Here is a 19774-nt window from a genome sequence, read left to right on the forward strand (position 1 = left end):
CCAGCTCGAGCACCGATCGACACCCACCGATCTCACTGACCAGAAGGGAAGCCGACGATGACCACCTACGCCGACTACCAGCGCGACCGCATCGGTTGGTTCTTCGGCCTCTCCGGAGGCCAGCTGATGTTCCTGGCGCTGGCCAGCCTGCCGGCGTTCTGGGCAATCAGCCGCGGAGCGTGGTTCTCCGCGTTTCTGTTCGCTCTGGTCTGGGTGTTCCTGCTGGCCATCACCGTGATCCCGGTGCGCGGCCGCTCGGCCACCGGCTGGGTGTTCGCCTCGACGATGTACGCCGTCGGCGGCCTGTTCGGCTGGACCTCGTTCCGCGCCAAGGCCGCCCAGGGCCGCGGCGACGACCTCGACACCCCGGACCTGCCCGGGGTCCTCCAGGGCGTCCGGATCCACGACGGCCCGCCGCACGGCTCGCAGCTGCAGCGCGTAGCGATCATCGAGGACCACGCCATGAAAACCTGGGCGGTCACGGCCTCGATCGTGCACCCGGGCATCGGCATGAAGGACACCGAAGAGCGCGCCCGCTACGGCGAGGCGCTGGCCGGGCTGCTCGACGTCGCCGGTCGCACAGAGAAGGTCGACGAGATCCTCTTCATGGTGCGCACCGTCCCCGAGGACGGCGCCGAGCGCGACCTGTGGGTCAACCGCCACCGCCGCCCCAACGCCCCGGGGCTGTCGGAGGTCGTCAACAGCGACCTGGCCCACGGCCTCACCCAGGCATCGGTGCGCACCGAGCAATTCGTGACGGTCGTGATCCCGGAGACCCGGATCGCGAGGTCGGCCAAAGAGTCCGGGGGCGGCTTCGAGGGCCGCTGCCGCGAGCTCTACCTGCTCATGGCCGAGATCGAGGCCCAGCTGCGCGGCCCGATGGGGATGACGACGGTGCGCTGGCTCACCAGCCCCGAGCTTGCGCTGGCCTGCCGGACCGGATTCGCCCCCGGCGACCGCGCCGGCATCGTCGAGGCCCTCTCGCTGCGGGAGAAGGACCCGAGCGTCAACGCCGACGTCCCGTGGGCGATGGCCGGCCCCTCGGGTGCCGACGCCACGGTGCGGCACTACAGCCACGACGCCTGGAACTCGGTCAGCGCCACCATCAAGCTGCCGACCCGCGACGTCGCGATGGGTGCCCTGGCACCGATCCTCACCCCCAGCGAGTTCGGTGAGCGGCGATCGTTCGTCGTCGCGTACCCGATCGTTTCTCAGACCAAGGCCGACCGGCAGTCCGGCAACGCCGAGTGGGCCGCCGACCTGGCCGAGGGGATGAACGAGAAGCTCGGCCGAAAGACCCGCGCCAAGCAGCGCGACGAAGCCCACAAGGCCCGCGGCCTGGACGCCAAGCTGGCCCGCGGCAACTCGCTGACCCGGCCCTACGGCGTGTGCACGGTCACCGTCCCCAAGTCGATGCGGATCACCGAGTTCGGGCGCCGCCTGGACGCCTCGGTCCGACGCGCCGGGTTCGCACCGCTGCGCCTCGACCTCGCCCAGGACGTCGGGTTCGCCGCGTCCACCATCCCCCTCGGCACGAGCCTGACCCGGAGCGGAGACGCCTGATGACCACCACCCGCCGGAACCGCCGTGGCGGCCGCGACATGGCTGCCCTGCTCTCCGACTTCGGGCACGACCTGCCCACGATCCCCACGCTCGCCCCGGAGGCCAAGGAGCCCCGGCTCTTCCGCTACGCGCCGCGCCGCGGTGCCACCCGCCGCGGCCGAGGCTGGGCTGCTGCCACCGCCCCGGCGATGGCCTGGCGGATGACCAGCGACCAGGCCCCGGTGTTCTGGCCCTTCGTCTCGGCTCCCGCCCTGCCCCCGACGGGCGCCCAGATGGGCGTCGACCAGCTCTCCGGCGGCAGCTTCTACTGCGACCCGTTCGGTTGGGTGCTGCGCGACGACGTGCCCGCGACCAACCCCAACATCTTCCAGTTCGCCAAGCCGGGAAGTGGCAAGTCCGGCACCACCAAGGCGTTCTGCACCCGGATGACGCCGTTCGGCTACCGCACCCTGGTCACTGGCGACGTCAAGGACGAGTACGAGTCGCTGTGCCGCGCGCTCGGTGTCGAACCCTTCGTCATCGCCCCCGGCTTCTGGGCCCGGGTCAACCCGCTGTCCATGGGGCCGCTCGGCGACGGGTGGGAGAAGCTCTCGGCCGAGGAGGCGCAGCGCCGCGCCACGATCATCTTCAAGCGGTGGCTCGTCCTGGTCCGAGGCCTGGTCGGCAGCATGAAGATCGACGACGAGCGCCGGGTGCCGTTCGGCCCCGACGAGAGCGACGTCGTGCGCAACGCGCTGGCGATCCTCACCGGCTACGCCGCCGGCAACAGCGTCCTGCAGGAGACGACCATCCCGCGGCTGTGGGACCTGCTCCGTAACCCCACCGAGGAGCTCGTCCGGGCCTGCGAATACGCGAACACCCGTCAGTTCCTCGACGAGACCCGGCTGCTGCGCAACGCGCTTGGCGAGCTGGTCACCGGCACCCTCGCCGGCCTCTTCGACGACTTCACCAACATCGAGGTCGACTGGCGGGCCCCGATCCAGTCGTTCAGCCTCTCCCGGCTCGACGGCCTGGGCGATGAGGCCGTGGGCATCGCGCTGCTGTGCATGAACTCCTGGGGGCGTGGTCTGCGGGAGATCGCCGAGCCAGGCGACCTGCGCATCGTGGTGCGCGACGAGGTCTGGAAGCAGATGCGCCTCGGAACCGCCGCAGTGGCGAGCTTCGACGCCGACCTGCGGCTCTCACGCGGCATGGCCGGCAAGGGCGGCGATATCCAGTTCTGCAACCTCCACAAGCCCTCCGACCTGCTCTCGGTCGGCGACGCCGACTCCCAGGCCGCGATGATCGCCAAGGACCTCCTCGAGCTGGCCGACATCAAGATCCTCGGTGCCCAGAAGCCCCGGGTCGCCCGCGAGCTCGACTCCATGCTCGGGCTCGGCCCGATCGCCCAGGACCTCGTCTCCGGGTGGGCCATGCAGGACAAGGGCCGCGCCCTGTGGTGCATCGGCGACGCCACCTACAAGGTCCAGACGGTGCTCCACCCGCTGGAGAAGAAGCTCTACTACACCAACGAGGCCATCGAGTCCGCCGCCTGAGCGCGCGCGACCTCGGGACTGACCTGTGATGAAGAAGCTGCTGCTCGCGGGACTGCCCGTCCTGATCATCTTCATGGGGCTGCCGTTCCTGGTGACGCTGATGGTGGTGATGACGACCACCGCGGCCGCCGAGTGCCGCACCCAGAGCAGCCAAGGCACCGTGCCTACCGAGCTCGGTGACCTCGGAGCCATCGACGGCCCGGTGGGCGGCCCGGTCAACGGCAAGATCACCATGGCGCAGGCCAACATCCCGCGCCGCTCCGGCCTCGACGGGTTCCGGGCCTCCATGCCCAAGGTCCTGTCCAAGAACCCCGAGTTCGTCACCCTCAACGAGGCCAGCGGCTGGAGCCTGGAGCAGATCGAAGCCGCCACGCCGGGCTACTCAGCCTTCCGGGTGGCAGCCCCGGCCGGCACCGGCACCGGCGCCGAGCAGGCCATGGGCAACGTCGTGCTCTGGAAGAGCTCGACCTGGACGAAGGTCAACGGCGGCCGGGTCCAGCTCGTCGACGACGACAAGACCTTCTACGACGGGCGTCCGGTCACGTGGGACCGCTTCGCGACATGGGTGATGCTGCGCCGCGCCGACGGCTCCGTGGTCTCGGTGGTCTCCACCCACCACATGACCAACCCGCACCGTTGGCCGAAGCAGCACGGCAACCCGCCGCTGACCCGGCCCCAGCAGTACGGCGCCGGAATGGTCATCCTGCTGCAGCTGCGCAACTCGCTGGCCGCCCACGGTCCGGTGCTGATCGGCGGCGACATGAACACCCAGGCCTCCTACACCAACATCCCCTGGACGGCGGCCGCGAAGATGAAGGCCGCCGGCTACGGATGGCACAACCACGGCGTCGACTTCATCTTCTTCCCGCACCACCAGGGCGCCCGCCTCGAGCAGGGCTGGGACGGCACGATGGTGTCGGACCACCACTGGCTCTCGGCTCGCATCGCGATGAACGGCGCCGGCCCGGAGAGCGCGCCCGAGACCACCACCACGACCGACGGGATCGTGCCCGCGGCGACCACCGCCCGGACGTCCGCCGAGCCGCCGGCCCGCGACGTGCTCGCCCAGCTGATGCGGCTGCGGTTCGCGTCCAACTACCCGACCATGACCGCCGAGCAGGCCCGCAACGCGATCACCATCGCCCAGGTCGCCCGAGACCTCGAGATTCCCCGCTACGGGCTGCAGATCGCGATCGCCGCCGCGATCCAGGAGTCCAAGCTGGTCAACCTCACCGGAGGTGACCGCGACTCCGGCGGCCTGTTCCAGCAGCGCCCCTCGGCTGGCTGGGGAAGCCGGGCCGAGATCACCAACCCCCTCCTCGCGGCCCGCGCGTTCTTCGGCCAGGCCCAGCACACCGGCAACCCCGGCCTCCTCGACATCCCCGGCTGGCAGAACATGCCGCTCACCCAGGCCGCGCAGGCCGTCCAGCGCTCGGGCTACCCAGACGCCTACGCCCAGTGGGAGGACGTCGCCGGCGACATCACCGATCTGCTCGGCGGCGACCTGCCGGACCTGCCCGGCTCTGACTCCGAGGGCTCCACCACGAACGTCGCCAACTGCCAGGGCGAGACCGTCAACCCCATCACCGTCGGCACCCTCAACCTGCTCGGCGCCGGCCACACCGACAAGCCGGGGGAGCGGCCCGGGTACGACACCTGGGACAAGCGACTGCCCGGCGCCATGCGCACGATCGAGAACGCCGGCATCTCGATCGCCGGCCTCCAGGAGGTGCATGGCCCGCAGGCCCAAGCGCTGGAGAACCAGTACGCGGCCAAGTGGGGGATCTACCCGGCCAGCGGGAAGGCACAGAACCGGGTGATCTGGGACCACAACGAGTGGGAGCAGACCGACGGGCGCCTCGTCGACATCCCGTACTTCGGCGGCAAGGACGTCGGCATGCCCCTGGTACAGCTGACCTCGACGACCACCGGGCAGCTGATCTGGGTCTGGAGCATCCACAACCCGGCCAACACCCACGGGAACGCCGCCGGGCACCGCCAGGAGGCGCTGCGCCTCCAGCTGGCCACGATGACCGAGCTCGCAGGCACCGGCACCCCTTCGGTGATCCTCGGCGACTTCAACGACGGCAAGGACGGCAGCAACTCCTCGCACTGCGCACTGACCCCTGAGCTGAGCAACGCCTTCGGCGGCTCTGCCGACCCCTGCAAGAAGCCCAAGCAGGACGCGCCGATCGACCACGTCTACGGCGCCAACCTCACCTGGGCCAGCGCCGCGGTCGACACCATCACCCAGGCCAGCAAGATCGCCGACCACCCGCTGGTGACCGCCACCACCGCCGGCAGCAGCGCCGGGTGCGCAGTCGACTCCGGCACCGCGGAGGCCAAGTACAACCTCGGCCCGGTCAAGCCGCAGCTGACCCAGCTGGTCAACATCCTCGGCCCCATGTTCGACATCAAGACCGTCGGCGGCTACCGCGAGAGCGCCACCGACCCCAACGGCCACCCGGCCGGGCTCGCGGCCGACTTCATGGTGCCACTCAACGCGGCGGGCCGCGCGCAGGGCGACCGTCTCGCCGCCTACGCCAAGGCCAATGCCCAGAAGCTCGGCATCGACTACATCATCTGGTACCAGCGGATCTGGTCGGTCGCCCGCGCAGGCGAGGGCTGGCGGCCGATGGAGGACCGGGGGAGCGCTACCGAGAACCACCTCGACCATGTCCACATCAACGTCAAGCCCGGCGCCTCCGTCCAGCCGGTCGGCCTCGAGGGCGCCTCCTGCGACGAGGTCGTCTATCCGGTGCCCGCGCAGTATGTCGGAACCGACAACCACAACTGGCACGAGACCGGCCCTTACTGGTCCAGGTGGCACACCGGCACCGACTTCTCCGCACCCTGCGGAACCACCGTCTACGCCGCCCACGCCGGCACCATCGAGATCGACACCACCCAGCGTTCCTGGGCTGGGCCGCAGCTGGTCAAGGTCACCACCGGCGCCGGGTCCCTGACCACGTGGTACGCCCACATGGCGACCGTCAGCGTCAGCCGCGGCCAGACCGTCGCAGCCGGCGAGCCGATCGGCCAGGTCGGCAAGGAGGGCAACGTCTCCGGCTGCCACCTCCACTTCGAGGTCCACCTCAAGAACGGCTCCATCTACGACCCCGACAACGTCGACCCCTCGACCTGGCTCGCAGAGAACGCATCACGCCCGAGTCACGCCGTGTGATCGCACCGGAGCCCTGACAGCACATAGGTGACCAGCGAGGCCCAACGACCCACGACCGCCTGGAGGTGGCCAGACCGATGCAGCGTGAGCGACGACGAGACCCCTACCCGTGGACCTGGGAGATCCCCGTAGCGGTGGCCTTGGCGACCCTGTTCATCATCGTCATTGGCATCCAGCTCGGACGATCAGTCGCCAACCTGGTCGCCGGCGCCGGATGGACATGGCCCGACGCCAACGCCGGCGCGTTCCCCTCACCCATCGGCACCGCCTTCTGGACCAGCCTTCCCGGCGTCCTCGGCGGACACGCCGACGCCGGGCTGCCCAGCCCCACCCCCGACGGTCTGGCCGGTAGCGGCCTGGTCTGGGTCAGCCTCGCCCTGACTGAGGTCGCGCTGCTCACCGCGACCATGTGGCTCGGCGCGTGGGCCTACCAGCGCTGGGGCCCGGGCCGCATGCGCGGCATGGCGACCGCAGCCGAGGCCGAGAAGCTGCTCGGCGTCACCCGGCTCCGCAAGGTCGCCGGCATCGTCCGCCCGGACCTCTACGGCAAGCACGCCGCCGCGACAGCAGCGCCGGTCCAGCGCACCGCCGGCGACCTCACCGAACAACCCGGCCCGCAGCTGGGCCACGGCCTCAGCCCGTGGCTCCTGCATGGCCGGCGAACGAAGGAAGACCGATGAGCAACGAGACCCCACTGCAGGACAACCCGACACTTCGCACCCGCGGCCGCCGCCTGGGCGGCATCAGCTGTCGCCGCCGCGGACACCGGCCGGTCCTCGTCGGGCGCCACTACTACGTGGCTGCCGGCCAGGTGGAACTCCTCTGCGAGGCGCGCGACCTGCTGTCCGACACCTCTTTCCCGCTCCTCGGCCGCCGAAAAGAAGAACGCCACGGCCGTGCGGTGATCTGCCGTCGCTGCCTCGCCCCGTGCGGGGACACCGTTCCCGAGGTGGCGCGATGAAGCTGAGGTTCGACCCCTGGGACGTGGGCTGGCGCATCGGTGATGCCCACGAGCCGCGAGGCGGCGAGCTGTGGGTGCCGTGGGACCGCACCGCCGGCGTAATCGGCCCGCAGGGATCCGGCAAGACCCTTGACCTGCTCACCCCTGCGCTGCTCGGCGCTCCGGGTGCCGCCCTGGTGACACTGACAAAGGTCGAGGACCTGCTGCTCAGCCTCACCGAGCGTTCCCGCGACGACCGGCCCTGCGTGGTGCTCGACCCCTTCGGCCTGGCCGAGGGCGTCGTCGACGAGCTGATCTGGGACCCGATCGCCGGCTGCGTGGACCCCAAGGTCGCCGAGCGGCGCGCCAAGGCTTTCACCGCCGGCACCGTCAAGGGCGCGATCACCGGCGGCACCGGCGACGATGCTGCGCGGTTCTACGCCGCCGAGTCCGCGAAGGTGCTGCAGGGCTACTTCCACGCCGCGGCGCTGACCGGTAGGACGCTCGAGGACGTGCTGCAGTGGGTCGCCAACCCCACCGCAGCCACCCAGCCGATGGAGATCCTGCGGCGGCACCCGCACGCCGAGCCGTTCTGGCACGGCCTCCTGCACGGTGCGCTGAACGGTGACGACCGCACCGCCGGCAACACCGTCACCACAGTGCAGCAGGCGGTCTCGCTGTTCTTCCAGGCCGACATCCGCCGCCGCTGCATTCCCAGCCCCGGACGTCCCGCCACCGACCTCGCCGACGTGATCCGTCGACGCGGCACCATCTACCTGCTCGGCCGCGAAGACCCCTACGCCTCGGCCAGCCCCCTGATGACCGCCGTGGCCGAGCACGTCTTGGACACCGGCCTGCTGCTGGCCAACAGCTCACCGTGGGGCGGCCGGCTGTGCCCGCCCCTGGTCTCGGTGCTCGACGAGCTGCCGTCGACCGCGCCGCTTCCGACCCTGCGCACCCGAATGGCCAACGAGCGCGCCCTGGGGCTGTCGTTCATCTGGGCCGCCCAGACTCGGCCCCAGCTGACCAGCATCTTCGGTGAGCACGAGGCCCGAGCACTGCTCGGCCTCACCAACGCCCTGGTGATGTTCGGCGGCTCCAAGGACGTCGCCTTCAACCAGGAGATCTCCGACCTCCTCGGAACGGTCCGCATCGGGCGGGTCACCCACTCCACCGGCGGAGCCAGTGGCGGTGGGCGCAGCTTCTCCGGCGACGACATCCCGATCATGCGGCCCGAGGAAGTCCGGCAACTGCCCGAACGCCAAGCTCTGGTCGTCGCCGAGAACGGCAAGCCGATCATCGCCAAGCTGCACCGCTGCGTCGAAGGCAAGGCCGGGGAACGCCTGCTGGCCGACCAGCGGGCGCTGCGCGAGCGCCTCACCAACGACCGGCGCATGGTCATCACCCCCGAGGCCCGAGCCACCGCCGCGCTCGTCGAGGCACGCCGTCTCGGCTTCGTCGACGACGAGACCGACCACGCAAGGAGTGAACTGTGACCACAGAGCAGCAGACCCGCCGGGCGGCACCCACGCTGATGGTCTTCCCGTTCCCCGTCCCCGGGGACCACGTCCGCCTCGCCTACCGCGAGCTCCACATCGCCATCAACGGGACCGAGGAGGAGAAGAAGGCCCTGGGTAACCACGCGCTGCTGTCGCGGCCCTGGGAGCCGTCGACCTGCCTGGACCCCGAGCTGCGTCACGACCTGTGGGAGTGGCTCGAGGACGTCGTGATCTGGCTCAACCGCGAGTACACCTGGGACGTCTCCGGGCTCATCCCCAGCTGCTGGCCTCTGCACCCGCACCTGGTCCACGAGATCGCCGTCCTTGCCGACCAGCGCCGGCGGGCCGGCCTGGCGATGACCAGCGACGCGCTCGAGGAGTGGCACCGCTACTGCCTGGCGGCGTTCACCGACCGGATGCGCAACAGGCTGCGCACCCACTGCGACGACGAGCACAAGAGCTGGCCGGCCAAGCCGCGCCACAGCGAGCACCTGGCCGACGCCAGCCGCCAGCGCCGCGAGAACACGTTCGCCCACGACATCGACGCTCTGCCCGTCAACCGGCGGGCACACGAACAATCGCCGGCCGGTCCACCGCGGCTCGGCCTCGTCGACCTCGACACCGGCGAAATCCACGACGACGAGCTGGGCGGCGCTCTGCCGCGCACCCGCACCGAGAAGGGACCCCGCGAATGATGCAGATGAACGAACGCTCCGAGGCCATCCGCCGAGCCCAGCGCGCCCTCAAGGCTCTCGGCGAGCACCCGCGCTCAAGCAAGAAGGAGCTCGGCCACGCGCGCGAACACGTCAACGCCTGCTACTCCCACGGCTCGGGTGAGTACGTGTGGAACGCCGTTGCACAGGTCGAGGCGATGGCCAATCGCCGATACGGCGTACCGAGCACAGAGGAGCAGCGTCAAATGGTCGAGGCGACCGAGGACCTCGAGGAGCCTGCGACAGCCGCCCGCGGCCGAGCGGCCGAGGACCGCGCAATCCCATCGACGTCGGCGACCCCAGACGTGGAGCTCGCGCCCACTGCATCGCGATGAAGTGGGCACGACGGGCTCAAGACGGCGTTAGAACGCCGCTGAGAGAACGGCAACCCCTGCCAGCGGGTAGTCACACACCGCTTCGTTGTGGGAGAGCCATTCTGAGCGTTCTCGCCCCTTCGACCTCCCAGGCGTAGGACTGATGCCGGATCAGCTGACCTCAGCGCTCCTCATCGTGGTGACTATCGGCTACCTCGGCGGAGCCGTTCTGTTGATCGTGGCGCTTGCGAAGGTCCTGCTCGCCTGGTCGGTCAGCTGGCGCACCAGCGCGCAAACAAGCCCGGTCGACGTCCTGCTGCAGCAGCGGGCCGCCGCGGCGATGGCCGCCGTCGCCGCAGTCGCGAACGTCCCGCCTCCGGCAACCGACGTCGTTGCGATCCTGGGCGCCCCGGTCGCCGGGGAAGCCGATGGGACCGTGGGCGATGGTGGTCTCGCGGTGACCCGCTTCCGGGCTGGTCGTCCCCCCACCGTGGTGTTCGCGCGGGCCGCGCTCACCGGCCTCAGCGCCCGCGCAGTGCAGAGCCTGGCCGCCCACGAGCTCGGCCACGTCATCCGCCGCGAGCGCAGTTCGGCCGCGGCGCGGTACTCGTGGCTGGTCGGTTACCTACTCCTCGTGTTGGCAGGCGCTGGTCTCACTGCAGCTGCTCTTGCGGCCTCGCCCCAGCTGGCCGGCCCCTCATTGCTGGCCACGATGAGTGCGGCCGTGGCGTTTCTCGGTCTCCGCTTCACCTTCGACCGGCGCGAAGAGGCCACCGCCGATCTCTTCGCCATCGACCTGACTCGCGACCTGGACGCGGCCGCCGAGCTGATGCGGTTCTACGAGAAAAGCCTGGCGCGGCCGACGCCCGACGGCGGCCCCGCGTGGTCGCGGCTGGAGCGGCGGTGGTTCGCAACCCACCCCGAGCCGCAGGCGCGGCTCGCAGCCATGCGCAGTCGCCTTGGGTGACTTCTCGAACGCGGCGGCGAAACACCTCTGGTAGCAGCCGGGCCGACCTCGTTGGCCCGTTCAGCGGCTGGCAGCCGACGTAGTCCATCCGGTCGGCCGCGGCCTGGGTAGACCCTGGCTTCTTCGCTGCGTGAGGATGACGATCGTGACTCCAACCGATCTGGGACCAGTTTGGCGGCAGCACAATTGCTCACGTGAGCACAGGACCTTTCTGACGATGGCGAAGTGCATCTGGAACGACGCTCCGTGGGTCTCCGGCGAAGGAGCTATCGCGTTGGTGGCGTGCAGACCTTCTGGGCCTGTCAGGTACCGGCACGGAGCCGTGTCCCTGCACCAGACGGCTGATAGTGCGTTGGAGGCCAAGACGTTGATCGACGAGACCGGCTGCGGAGGCCGCTGTCACCGCGACCACAGGATCGTGCAGCTGGTCTTACCGTGACGCCAGCCTGCGGGCTTCCGGAGCGGGTCACCGGCGAGGGGTACCGCGGCGGGGCGGCCGCGGACGGTTCACGTCCTGCCGATCTCGTGCCACGCCCGGCGACTGGGTCGGCGCCGGGGTGCTTTCGCCGGTGTCGATCGGGATCTCGAGGCGGGACACGATCCGGTAGCGCAGGTCACGCGCAGGGCTGTCGCCCAGGGGCTTCTCAGCGACCAGGCCGCGCGTGGCGGCGCCGACGTCTTGACCCTGCTCGTGGGCCTGCTGCAGCATCGCGGCGGTGGCCGGCCAGTCGCCCTGCTCGAGCAGCCGCGGGTCGAGCTCGCGAGCCAAGGTGGCCCACCGCTCGGCGGGGGTCTTCTCGGCCGCGGCCGAGAGCCGTGTGCGAACCTCGCTGCTCTTGTGGAGCTCGGCCAGTGCCGCCTTCCGCGGGTCGGCATCCCAGGTCTTGATCGCGTCGCGCAGGTCGCGTCGCGCCTGCAACTGGGAGAGCTGCAGCCGGGCCCGGACCTGGTTGACGCCCGGCTCCCAGGCGCGGCTGGGACGTGCCGAGATGACCCGCATGGCGGCCAGATGTGCCTGCTCCGGGGCGAGGTTGTCCAGCCGCTCGGTGAGCAATTGGTCACCGAGCGAGCGGAAGGCGGGCTGGCCGCTGGCCACCGCGGCAGTGAGCGCGGCGGGCCCGCGCTGGGCGAGTAGGTCGGCGGGGTCGAGGCCGTCGGGGAACCGCGCGAAGCCGGGGTCGAGGCCGTGCGGGGTGAGCATCCAGAAGTCGCGCTCGGCCGCGACCTGGCCAGCGAGGTCGGCGTCGGTGGCCACGATCGGGTCTCGGCCGACTGCAGCCAGCTGGGCGGCCTGCTCATCGGTCAGCGACGTGCCGAGGGGCGCCACGCCGAGGTAGAGGCCGGCGCTGGCCAGCGTGACCGCCACGGCGTCCATCGGGCCCTCGACGATCACTGGGACCGCACCCTCGGCCAGCAGTTCGTCGACGACACCGAATAGCTGGGCGCCCTTGTGGAACAGCGGGGTGGCGGCTGTGTTGAGGTACTTCGGGCCGCCCTTGTCGGCGTGGGTGAGGTCGGGCCGGCGGCGGCCGACGAAGCCGAGCACTTCGCCCTGGTGGATCACCGGGAACATCACCCGGTCGCGGAACCGGTCGATGAGGCGACCGGTGCTGGCCTCGGTGGCGACGCCAGTGGCCACCATCTCGGCGTCGCTGACACCGCGGCCGCGCAGGTGGTCGACCAGGTTGGTCCACCCGGCTGGCGCCTGACCGGGACGGAACCGCTCGTCGCCGGCGAGGTCGATGCCGAACCGTCCGGTGAGGTAGTCGCGGCCCCACGAGTCGGTGAACCGGGCCTCGAAGAAGGCCCGTGCCATGTCGTTGATCTCGAGCATGCGCTCACGCGAGACGGGGGAGGAGTGCCACTCGTCGGCCCGCTGGTACATGACCCGGAGGTCGGCGTCGGTGGGCTCCAGTCGGCTGCCGCCGAGGTCGCGGATGTAGGCGGCCAGCGTCAGGTCGGGCTCGACGAACTGGTCCTCGTCGACGTCGACCAGGTCGCCAGCGACGGCGTCGACCACGTGCTCGTCGGCCACGTGCTCGTCGGCCGCGTGCTCGTCGTACGGGCCGGGGTCCTCGGCGAGCGGCCAGTCGGCCCAGTCGGGGTCGGCGGCGTGGTCGACGAGCGTCTCCGGGTCCGGCTCGATCCCGTCCCACAGCTCTGCGGGTGGTTCGTCGGGAGCGGTCTCCAGCGCGATCGAGGTCCGCCAGACCAGCGCCTGGCACTCGTCGACGCCCTCCCAGCCGTCGCTCGGCATCGCCCGCCCGGCACCCAGCAGAGCCTCGACCTGCCAGCCGCGCTGCACGCCGTGGTCCACGTTCGCGACGAGCGCGGGCCACCAGGTGCTGGCCTGGATGCTCGCGGCGCGCTCGGGACCGAACAGATCCGCGAGCCGCGGAGTCCACTCGGTGGTGACGCTCTCACCGTGGGAACCGTCGCCGATCTGGGAGGCAACGGCCGGGGTGAGCTGACGGGCCATGCGCCACCACACGGCCGCCGCGGCGTGCTCATCGGGCAGCGGCCCGGCCGGGTGATCGGCCGCAGTGGCGGTGCGCAGCAGCTCGTGGGCGGTGACGGCCGCGCGGGACATCGCGGCCAGCCGCTCGGCGAGCAGCGGGGTGAACTCGTCGTCGCGGACCTGCGGGGCCAGCGAGTAGAGCAGCTGGCGCCATTCCTTGAGCGCCGGCGTGTGGTCGCCGGTGACGGCGCGGTTGAGCCGTCGCTGCCAGGTCGCGGAGGCCTTCTGCAGCTGCGGTGCACCGGTTGGTCGCCGGTCGTCGACCGGGACCCGCATGGCGGCCCGCCAGACCTCGACGTTGGCGACCGTGGCGGCCTCGGGCCGGAGGCCGTTCTGTGCCCACGCCGGCAGTGCTGCCTGGTCGGTCGCCCGCGTTCGGACCTGGTCGGCGAGCTGCTCGACCAGGTGAGCGCGCTGGGAGAGGTAGGCGCCCCAGTGCGGGTCCTCAGCCAGGCGGGCCGGGACCGCGGGCATCCACGGCAGCGGCCCTGCGCCGGCGTTGCGCAGGCCGGAGGCGTCCAGGCGCCAGTCGAGGACCGCGGCGCGGTCGTGCGCGGTCTCCAGCTCCCGGTCGCCGGCGGCCGCCCGGAGCGCGTCGACAGGGTTCTCGCCGGCCGCGCCGAGCAGCAGCAGATGGGCACGCAAGGTCGGCCAGGCGGCCTCCTCCGAGAGCCCAGGGACGAGCGTCTCGACCGCGTTGTCCAGGGCATCGACCACGTTGATCGGGGCGCCGTTGGCGTCCTGGCCAACGTGGTCATGGCGCAGGAGATCCTCTGCGGCGACGTAGAGGCTGTCGAGGTAGCGCTGGGACGCCTCGCCGAGCCGGGTGGCCGGATCGGCCTGCTCGCGCAGCAGGCTGGTTGCGGACCGCTGCGTGTCGTCGCGCGCCAGCACCGACTCGAGGATGTCAGTCGGCGTGAGCGGCCGGACCAGCGTCGGGTGGATCACCGAGTGCGGGTCGCCGTCGCCGACGACCTCGAGGTAGACGTGGTTCGCGTGCGCGCCGCGGGTCATCATCGTGTAGAGCTGCTGGCGCGACTCGCTGCCGGTGGCCAGGCCGTGCATCGTGTCGGCGGTGACGCCCTGGGCGGTGTGCACGGTGCACGCGTAGCCGAGCTCGGAGGATCGGGCGACGTAGTCAGCGGGCAGCCGCACGGTGCGGCCGTGCTGGGTGTGCTGGACGGTCAGGTCGCCGCCGTCGTGGATCTCCAGCACGTTCCAGCGGTCGCCGTTCTTCACCCAGTCGGTAGCCGAAGTACGCAGGCGACGGTCGTTCTCGCGGGTGATGATCAGTTCGCCGATCGAGGCCTCGTTGCCGTCGGCGAGCCGGCGGACCGGGCCGCTGGCGGACTCATGGTCGGGGTCGGCCGGGTCGATCCCCTCGAGCCGGTGGGCGCGGGCCTGCTGGTTCAGCTCGCTGACCAGGTCGCGGGTGGGGGCGAGCATGATCGAGTCCAGGCCGGCGGCACGGTCGGCCTGCCAGGCGGCGAAGACGTCCTCGGTCATGGTGGCCAGGTCGCCGACGTGGACGCGGTCGCGGTCGAGGTAGAAGCCGAGCGACTCGGGCTTGCCCTCGCGCAGCGCGAGCGAGGCGGCGCCCTCGGCGGGGTCCTTGAACCGGACGAGCTCGGTCAGCTGCAGTGCTCCGTGAGTGGCGCGGATGTCGCGCAGGACGCCGCCGGCGCCGATCGCGGAGAGCTGCTGGTCGTCGCCGATCAGGCGGACGCTGCCGCCGCGCTCGAGGATGTAGGACACCGCCGCGTCCAGCGAGAGGGTGTCCGCCATCCCGGCCTCGTCGATGACCACGAGGGTGGAGGCGTCGATGCCGGCGACCCAGGCGGGCATCGCGGCGCCGGACTCGCGGGCCTGCTCGAGCGAGTGGGTTAGTTTGGCCAGGGTGTCGGTCTGGGTGTCGATCTGCGAGCGGAGCGCGTCCGCGGCCGCCGCTGAGGGAGCCAGACCGATGATGGTGCCGCCACCATCAGCCCAGGCGCTGGCCAGGGCTCGCATCGCGGTGGTCTTGCCGGATCCGGCGGGCGCGATCGCCAGCTGCAGCCGGGCACCGGAGGTGGCCATCTCGCGGACCAGCGTGGCCTGTCCGGCGTTGAGGGTGATGCCGTTGGCGGTCGACTCGAGCAGCGCCAGGTCGACCGAGGACGGCTCGACGGCGTACCCGTCGTGGCGGCCGGCGACCTCGACCAGACGCTGCTCGGCGGCGAGTACCTTGCCCGAGGTGAACAGCACGGCGCCGCTCTGGGTGTAGACCGAGGCCCCGTCCGCGCGCCGCAGCTCGACCAGTTCGCTGATGGCGTCCCAGGGTCGGGCCATGCTCACCGAGCGGCCGTCGAGGACCTCGCTGACGAGCAGTTCGACGACCTGGGAGACCTGGTTGGTGGGCACGTTGGCGCCCCGGACCTGCCGCTGGGCCTCGGCGTAGACGTGCCAGAACTGCCAGGTGCTCCGAGCTCCCTCCATCGTCGCCACGATCCGGTCGGTCGTCTTGGCGAACCAGGCCGAGTCGGCCAGCGACCGCGCTGCGCCCTTCGGGTTCAGCGCCCCGTGGACCATCTGCTTGACCCGTTGAGGGGTGCCCAGCGCCTCGATGGCCTCACGGCTCCAGGTCTCGCGCTGCTCGGCCAGCGAGCGCGGCTCGTGCTTGGCCTCGCGGGTCTCCAGCGTCGCCTGCTGGGACAGCTGGATGGTCTCCACCGGCGTCGGCGGGCGGCCGTGGGTGGCATGGAACGCGGCCGCGAGGACCTTGCGGCGGTCCTCGACGCTGGCGCGGCGCTTAGAGAAGCGGCGGTTCAGCTCGGGGTCGACGCCGACGATCTCGCGCACCGGCCGCTTGCGGGCGTCCTCGTTCGGCCGCTCCTTAAACCGCACGCCGAGGGCGTCGACCAGGTGCCGCTCGAGCGCGGTGTTGTAGGTCTCCGAGGCCGAGACCACCGCCTTGTGCAGCGGCCGGCCATCGATGGCCAGCCACTTGCCGTCGAGCGTCTGGACCTTGTTCGCAACGGCGACGTGCGTATGCAAGTCAGGGTCTCCCGCGCGGGAGTCGCGGTGGGTGAACGCCGTGGCGACCAGGCCGCGGACGTCGACCTGGCGGACGCCGTTGGTGCCCCGGCGGGTGAACAGTGCCTTGGATTCGATGAAGCCCAGCGCGTCCTTGATCGCCGCCTGGTGGGCCCGCTCGATCACCGCGGCGGTCTTCGGGTCGGAGATCGCCCACAACACCGAGACGCTCTTGACCGGGGAGAAGGTCAGGTCGTAGCCGGCCACCGCGTTGGTCTTCGCTCGGGAGTGCCTGGCGATCGCGGCGGCCAGCTCGCGTGCGTCGGCGGGTTCGCGGCCGTGCTCAGCACGGAAGAACTCGGTGCCGACCTCGGTTCGGACCTTGGCCCGGTCGGCCGCGGGGACCGGCCAGTCACCCGGCAGGCCGGCGGCCTCGTTGAGGGCCGCGATGCGCTTGGCGACCTCGATCCGGAACGGGCTGATGTCGTTTTCGTAGACCTTGTACGGCGTGCCGAGCTGGCGGGCCGTCTTGTAGTCCGCGTCGGTCGGCCGGTCGACGCCGTCGCGGCCGATGCGCAGGTCCAGGTCCTTGGTCCGCTGGGTGGCCAGCGGGTGGTGACCGGAGCCGAACAGGCTCTGCATGTGGTCAGCGGTGACGACGTCGCCGGCGTCGAGCCCTTCGAGTCCCTCCATGCCGGAGCCGACCCACACGCCGGGAGTCTCGCCCCTCTCGGTGTAGTAGCTCGCGAGGCCGGTGTGGCCCTTATCCGTGGCGTCCATCGCTGCGACCTGGCGGGTCAGGTAGTCGTACCCCGACCCCGCCGTCAGCTTGTGGAGGCTCATCGTCACGGTCACCTACGTGCGCGCGGGCGCCCGCTGCGATCACTTCCGGTCGGATTGCTGATGTGTTCTTTCTATTCGGCAGACCGAGAATGCAAGAGGTGTGTGGCACTTGGAAGGTCGCGGAAATCTGGGGGGACGCTGAGGGGTGTCGGTGACGGCTGGGGCGTCGGGTCGGGCTGCGGGAGTTGAACGGGCTGGCTGGGGTCGAGGTTGGTGGGTTCGGAAGGCTTCTTGGCCGGAGGTGATCGCACGGGGACCGGGATTTGTCGTAGGTGACTGTCAGAGTCCATGTCGACACGGAGTGAGGACCGATGAGTCAGCAGACGATCAAGCAGCAGGCGCGGCGTACGGCGCGGGAGATGGCCGACAAGAGGCGGCGCGAGCGTGAGGAGCGCGAGCGCCGGGTGGTCGACCTGGCCGAACAGGTCATGGTGGCGATCGGCCAGCGGGACGCGGCGGTGGCCGAGACCGAGAAGCGCGCTGGGGATGCGCTGCGGGAGTTGACCGAGGTCGAGGGGCTGTCCCTGGGCGAGGCGGTCGAGTGGTGCGGCGAGACGATCACCGTGCGGGAGGCGACGCGGCTGCGGCGGCTGGCCGCACCGGCCGGCAGCGCGGAGACCGAGGGCGGCCCGGCCGCCGAGGGGGAGCCCGACGCGGCGGCCGAGAGCGGGGGAGCGGGTGCCGGCTCGGCGGCTCGATGACGCCGGCCTCGCGGCGGTCGCGGCGGCGCTCACAGACCCGGCGGTGCTCACGCGCTACCGGGCGAAGGTGGCCACGGTGCCGGGCAGTGAGTGCCTGTGGTGGACCGGGGCGGTCTCGGGTCGGTCCGAGCGGGAGCGCACCGACGGCGGTGGCCATGGCCGGTTCTGGTACGCGCCGGGTCGGGTGATCATCGCCCACCGGTTCGCGTACGCGGTGATGCACGGTGTGGACGCGCTCGCGGAGGCGCGGCTGCTCGGGCACCGCTGTCACAACCCGCTGTGCCAGCGGATCGCGCCGGAACACGTCGTGGTCTCGACGGCGCGCAAGAACCGGCAGGAGTGGGCCGTCCAACGGCGACTGCCGTACAGCCCGCTGGCCGACCCGCGCGGGCCGCGTCGGCGGGCTCGGGAACTGCGTGACCTGGCGCGTGAGGACCCGCAGCTCGTAGCCGACGACCTCACGCGGCTCCAGGAGCTGCTGGGCGAGCAACTGACCCTGTGGTGACCAGCCGGACGCAGAGGGCCGCCCCGCACCGATGGCACGGGCGGCCTTGCGGTTGTTGGTCAGCCGGGCTCGCCGTCTAGGAGCCGACCGAGCGTCTCCCACAGGTCGAGGTAGCCGTCCGCGTCCTCGGGCGACTGCTCGCCCCACTTGGCGTGAAGAGCGCGAATGCGGTCGAGCCGGTCGAGCCGGTCAGGCAGCGCGGTGCGGGCAGCGGCCATGAACTCCACGTCGGCGGCGTGGCCGGTGGTCTCGAGGCCGAGCCGGTGACGGTGGCCGGTGTAGTAGGCCGCGAGGATGTTGTCCGGGATCAGGGCGTCGGCGGCGGTGGCACGGATCTTGTCGCCGTCCGGAGTCCAGGGGCCGGGGGTCGCGCGCTCCTCCAGGGCGCGGAGGCTGGCGTCGTCGCTCATGCGGGCTGGTCCTCTCGTGCGGCGGCCAGGTCGAGCCGACCGGACGCGGCGGTGGCCACGGCGGTGATCCGGGCGGCCAGTGCGCGCAACTCGGCGGGCGTGCCCTGGATCGCGACCACTTCGTCACCGGCGAGGGTCAGGACGGGCTGGCGGTGCTCCCCGGCGCCGATCCAGTCGTCGCCGGGTGTGAACACCTGGACGCTGGTCTCGCGGGCGGCCAGCCACTCGATGTGCGCGCTCACGGGGTCACCTCGGCGGGCGCGGTGCCGATGAGGCGGCGGAACGCCTCGATGTCGGCCTCGAGGGAGAACAGGCGGCGGCGGTGCGTGTCGCTCTCTGCGGCGACCTCGGTCAGGACCTCGGCGAGGCCGTCGAGGAACGCCAAGACGGCATCGGCGGTGACGGTCTCGCGCAGCGCCGTCCACGGCTTCGGGACGCGGCTGCTGGCCGCGTACGGCATCCGCGTCATGGCGGCGAGGATGCGGCGCTGGTCGCGCTCGCTGATCACGGTGCCGGTCGGCTCCGGCTGGGTCTGCTTGGACATCACTGCTCCTGTTCGGTGGTGGTGCGGTGGGCGTACTCGGCGTGCAGGGCGTCCAGCGCCGTGGCGACGCTGGACAGGGCCGCGTTCAGGTGGGCGCTGGCGGTCTCGGGGGTCCAGCGGCGCACGTCGCGCAGCCGGTGCTCGATGACGATCAGGTCGCAGGCCGTCTCGCTGAGGGTGTGCCGGTCCTTGGCGGCGCTGGCCTCGACGTCGGCGGCAGGGGAAGTCGGGGTGTTGTCCCGCTTCGCGATGGTGACGAACTGGTTGAGCGGCAGGATGCGGGCGCCGAGGACCAGGGCGGTGATGTGGACCCTGCGTCCCGCGCGGCCGGGCTCATCCACGGAGACGGTGGTGATGGGGAACGCGACGCCGGTTGTGGGGTCGACCAGGGTGTCGGTGGGCCGGAGTTCCCATGCGCGGACTTGCTCGGTATCGAGGGCGGTGGTTTCGGTCATGGCTCCTCCTTCGGTTGGGCCGGTGGCGGGCCGGACTCGGGGTCTCAGCCCGCCACCGGAAGAACTGGCGC

16 protein-coding genes are annotated in these 19774 nt (G+C 71.3%); 11 read left to right on the top strand and 5 right to left on the bottom strand.

What is annotated here, in order from left to right; genetic code table 11:
• Positions 1–57: 57 nt before the first annotated feature.
• The 9 genes from ABKW28_RS15870 (at position 58) to ABKW28_RS15910 (ending at position 10715) form a co-directional block, all read left to right on the top strand.
• Complete coding sequence (locus tag ABKW28_RS15870; RefSeq protein ID WP_056680628.1) at positions 58–1563, top strand: SCO6880 family protein; 1506 nt, start codon at positions 58–60, stop codon at positions 1561–1563.
• Positions 1563–3098: an ATP-binding protein gene (locus ABKW28_RS15875; protein WP_056680631.1), complete on the top strand. Its 1536-nt coding sequence runs from the start codon at positions 1563–1565 to the stop codon at positions 3096–3098. Before ABKW28_RS15870 ends, ABKW28_RS15875 begins: the two co-directional genes overlap by 1 nt.
• A 28-nt stretch (positions 3099–3126) precedes the next feature.
• A complete protein-coding gene (locus tag ABKW28_RS15880; RefSeq protein WP_056680634.1) occupies positions 3127–6282 on the top strand; it encodes a peptidoglycan DD-metalloendopeptidase family protein in 3156 nt (1051 codons plus the stop codon).
• A gap of 134 nt (positions 6283–6416) precedes the next feature.
• The gene (locus ABKW28_RS15885) at positions 6417–6962 is read left to right on the top strand and encodes a hypothetical protein (RefSeq protein WP_348611408.1); all 546 of its coding nucleotides are present in this window, start codon (positions 6417–6419) and stop codon (positions 6960–6962) included.
• Positions 6959–7243, top strand: a complete 285-nt coding sequence (locus ABKW28_RS15890) for a hypothetical protein (protein ID WP_056680641.1) — start codon at positions 6959–6961, stop codon at positions 7241–7243. The genes ABKW28_RS15885 and ABKW28_RS15890 overlap by 4 nt, the downstream gene beginning before the upstream one ends.
• Positions 7240–8718, top strand: a complete 1479-nt coding sequence (locus tag ABKW28_RS15895) for a TraM recognition domain-containing protein (protein ID WP_056680644.1) — start codon at positions 7240–7242, stop codon at positions 8716–8718. The genes ABKW28_RS15890 and ABKW28_RS15895 overlap by 4 nt, the downstream gene beginning before the upstream one ends.
• A complete protein-coding gene (locus ABKW28_RS15900) occupies positions 8715–9416 on the top strand; it encodes a hypothetical protein (protein WP_056680647.1) in 702 nt (233 codons plus the stop codon). The genes ABKW28_RS15895 and ABKW28_RS15900 overlap by 4 nt, the downstream gene beginning before the upstream one ends.
• On the top strand, positions 9413–9769 hold the full coding sequence (locus tag ABKW28_RS15905) for a hypothetical protein (RefSeq protein ID WP_056680650.1): 357 nt from the start codon (positions 9413–9415) through the stop codon (positions 9767–9769). The genes ABKW28_RS15900 and ABKW28_RS15905 overlap by 4 nt, the downstream gene beginning before the upstream one ends.
• Positions 9770–9911: 142 nt before the next feature.
• Positions 9912–10715, top strand: coding sequence for a M48 family metalloprotease (locus tag ABKW28_RS15910; RefSeq protein ID WP_348611411.1), 804 nt, complete (start codon positions 9912–9914; stop codon positions 10713–10715).
• Between the two features lie 466 nt (positions 10716–11181).
• On the opposite strand, the gene mobF is transcribed toward ABKW28_RS15910, so the two are convergent.
• Positions 11182–17088 (bottom strand): MobF family relaxase, encoded by a 5907-nt coding sequence (gene mobF / locus ABKW28_RS15915; protein WP_056680657.1) that lies wholly within the window; start codon positions 17086–17088, stop codon positions 11182–11184.
• 311 nt (positions 17089–17399) lie between these two features.
• Between mobF and ABKW28_RS15920 the strand changes: the two genes are divergently transcribed.
• Both ABKW28_RS15920 and ABKW28_RS15925 read left to right on the top strand, forming a co-directional pair.
• Entirely contained in the window at positions 17400–17789 is a 390-nt protein-coding gene (locus ABKW28_RS15920) for a hypothetical protein (protein WP_056680660.1), read from the top strand.
• Positions 17767–18294, top strand: a complete 528-nt coding sequence (locus ABKW28_RS15925) for a hypothetical protein (protein WP_056680664.1) — start codon at positions 17767–17769, stop codon at positions 18292–18294. The genes ABKW28_RS15920 and ABKW28_RS15925 overlap by 23 nt, the downstream gene beginning before the upstream one ends.
• Before the next feature lie 59 nt (positions 18295–18353).
• On the opposite strand, the gene ABKW28_RS15930 is transcribed toward ABKW28_RS15925, so the two are convergent.
• The 4 genes from ABKW28_RS15930 to ABKW28_RS15945 are packed head-to-tail and all read right to left on the bottom strand — an operon-like array spanning position 18354 to position 19703.
• A complete protein-coding gene (locus ABKW28_RS15930) occupies positions 18354–18704 on the bottom strand; it encodes a hypothetical protein (protein WP_056680667.1) in 351 nt (116 codons plus the stop codon).
• Positions 18701–18946, bottom strand: a complete 246-nt coding sequence (locus ABKW28_RS15935) for a hypothetical protein (protein ID WP_056680670.1) — start codon at positions 18944–18946, stop codon at positions 18701–18703. The genes ABKW28_RS15930 and ABKW28_RS15935 overlap by 4 nt, the downstream gene beginning before the upstream one ends.
• Entirely contained in the window at positions 18943–19248 is a 306-nt protein-coding gene (locus tag ABKW28_RS15940) for a hypothetical protein (protein ID WP_056680673.1), read from the bottom strand. The genes ABKW28_RS15935 and ABKW28_RS15940 overlap by 4 nt, the downstream gene beginning before the upstream one ends.
• On the bottom strand, positions 19248–19703 hold the full coding sequence (locus ABKW28_RS15945) for a hypothetical protein (protein ID WP_348611414.1): 456 nt from the start codon (positions 19701–19703) through the stop codon (positions 19248–19250). The genes ABKW28_RS15940 and ABKW28_RS15945 overlap by 1 nt, the downstream gene beginning before the upstream one ends.
• Between the last annotated feature and the right edge of the window lie 71 nt (positions 19704–19774).

The sequence above is a fragment of the Nocardioides sp. 31GB23 genome (genome assembly GCF_040012395.1).
Classification (GTDB): domain Bacteria; phylum Actinomycetota; class Actinomycetes; order Propionibacteriales; family Nocardioidaceae; genus Nocardioides; species Nocardioides salarius.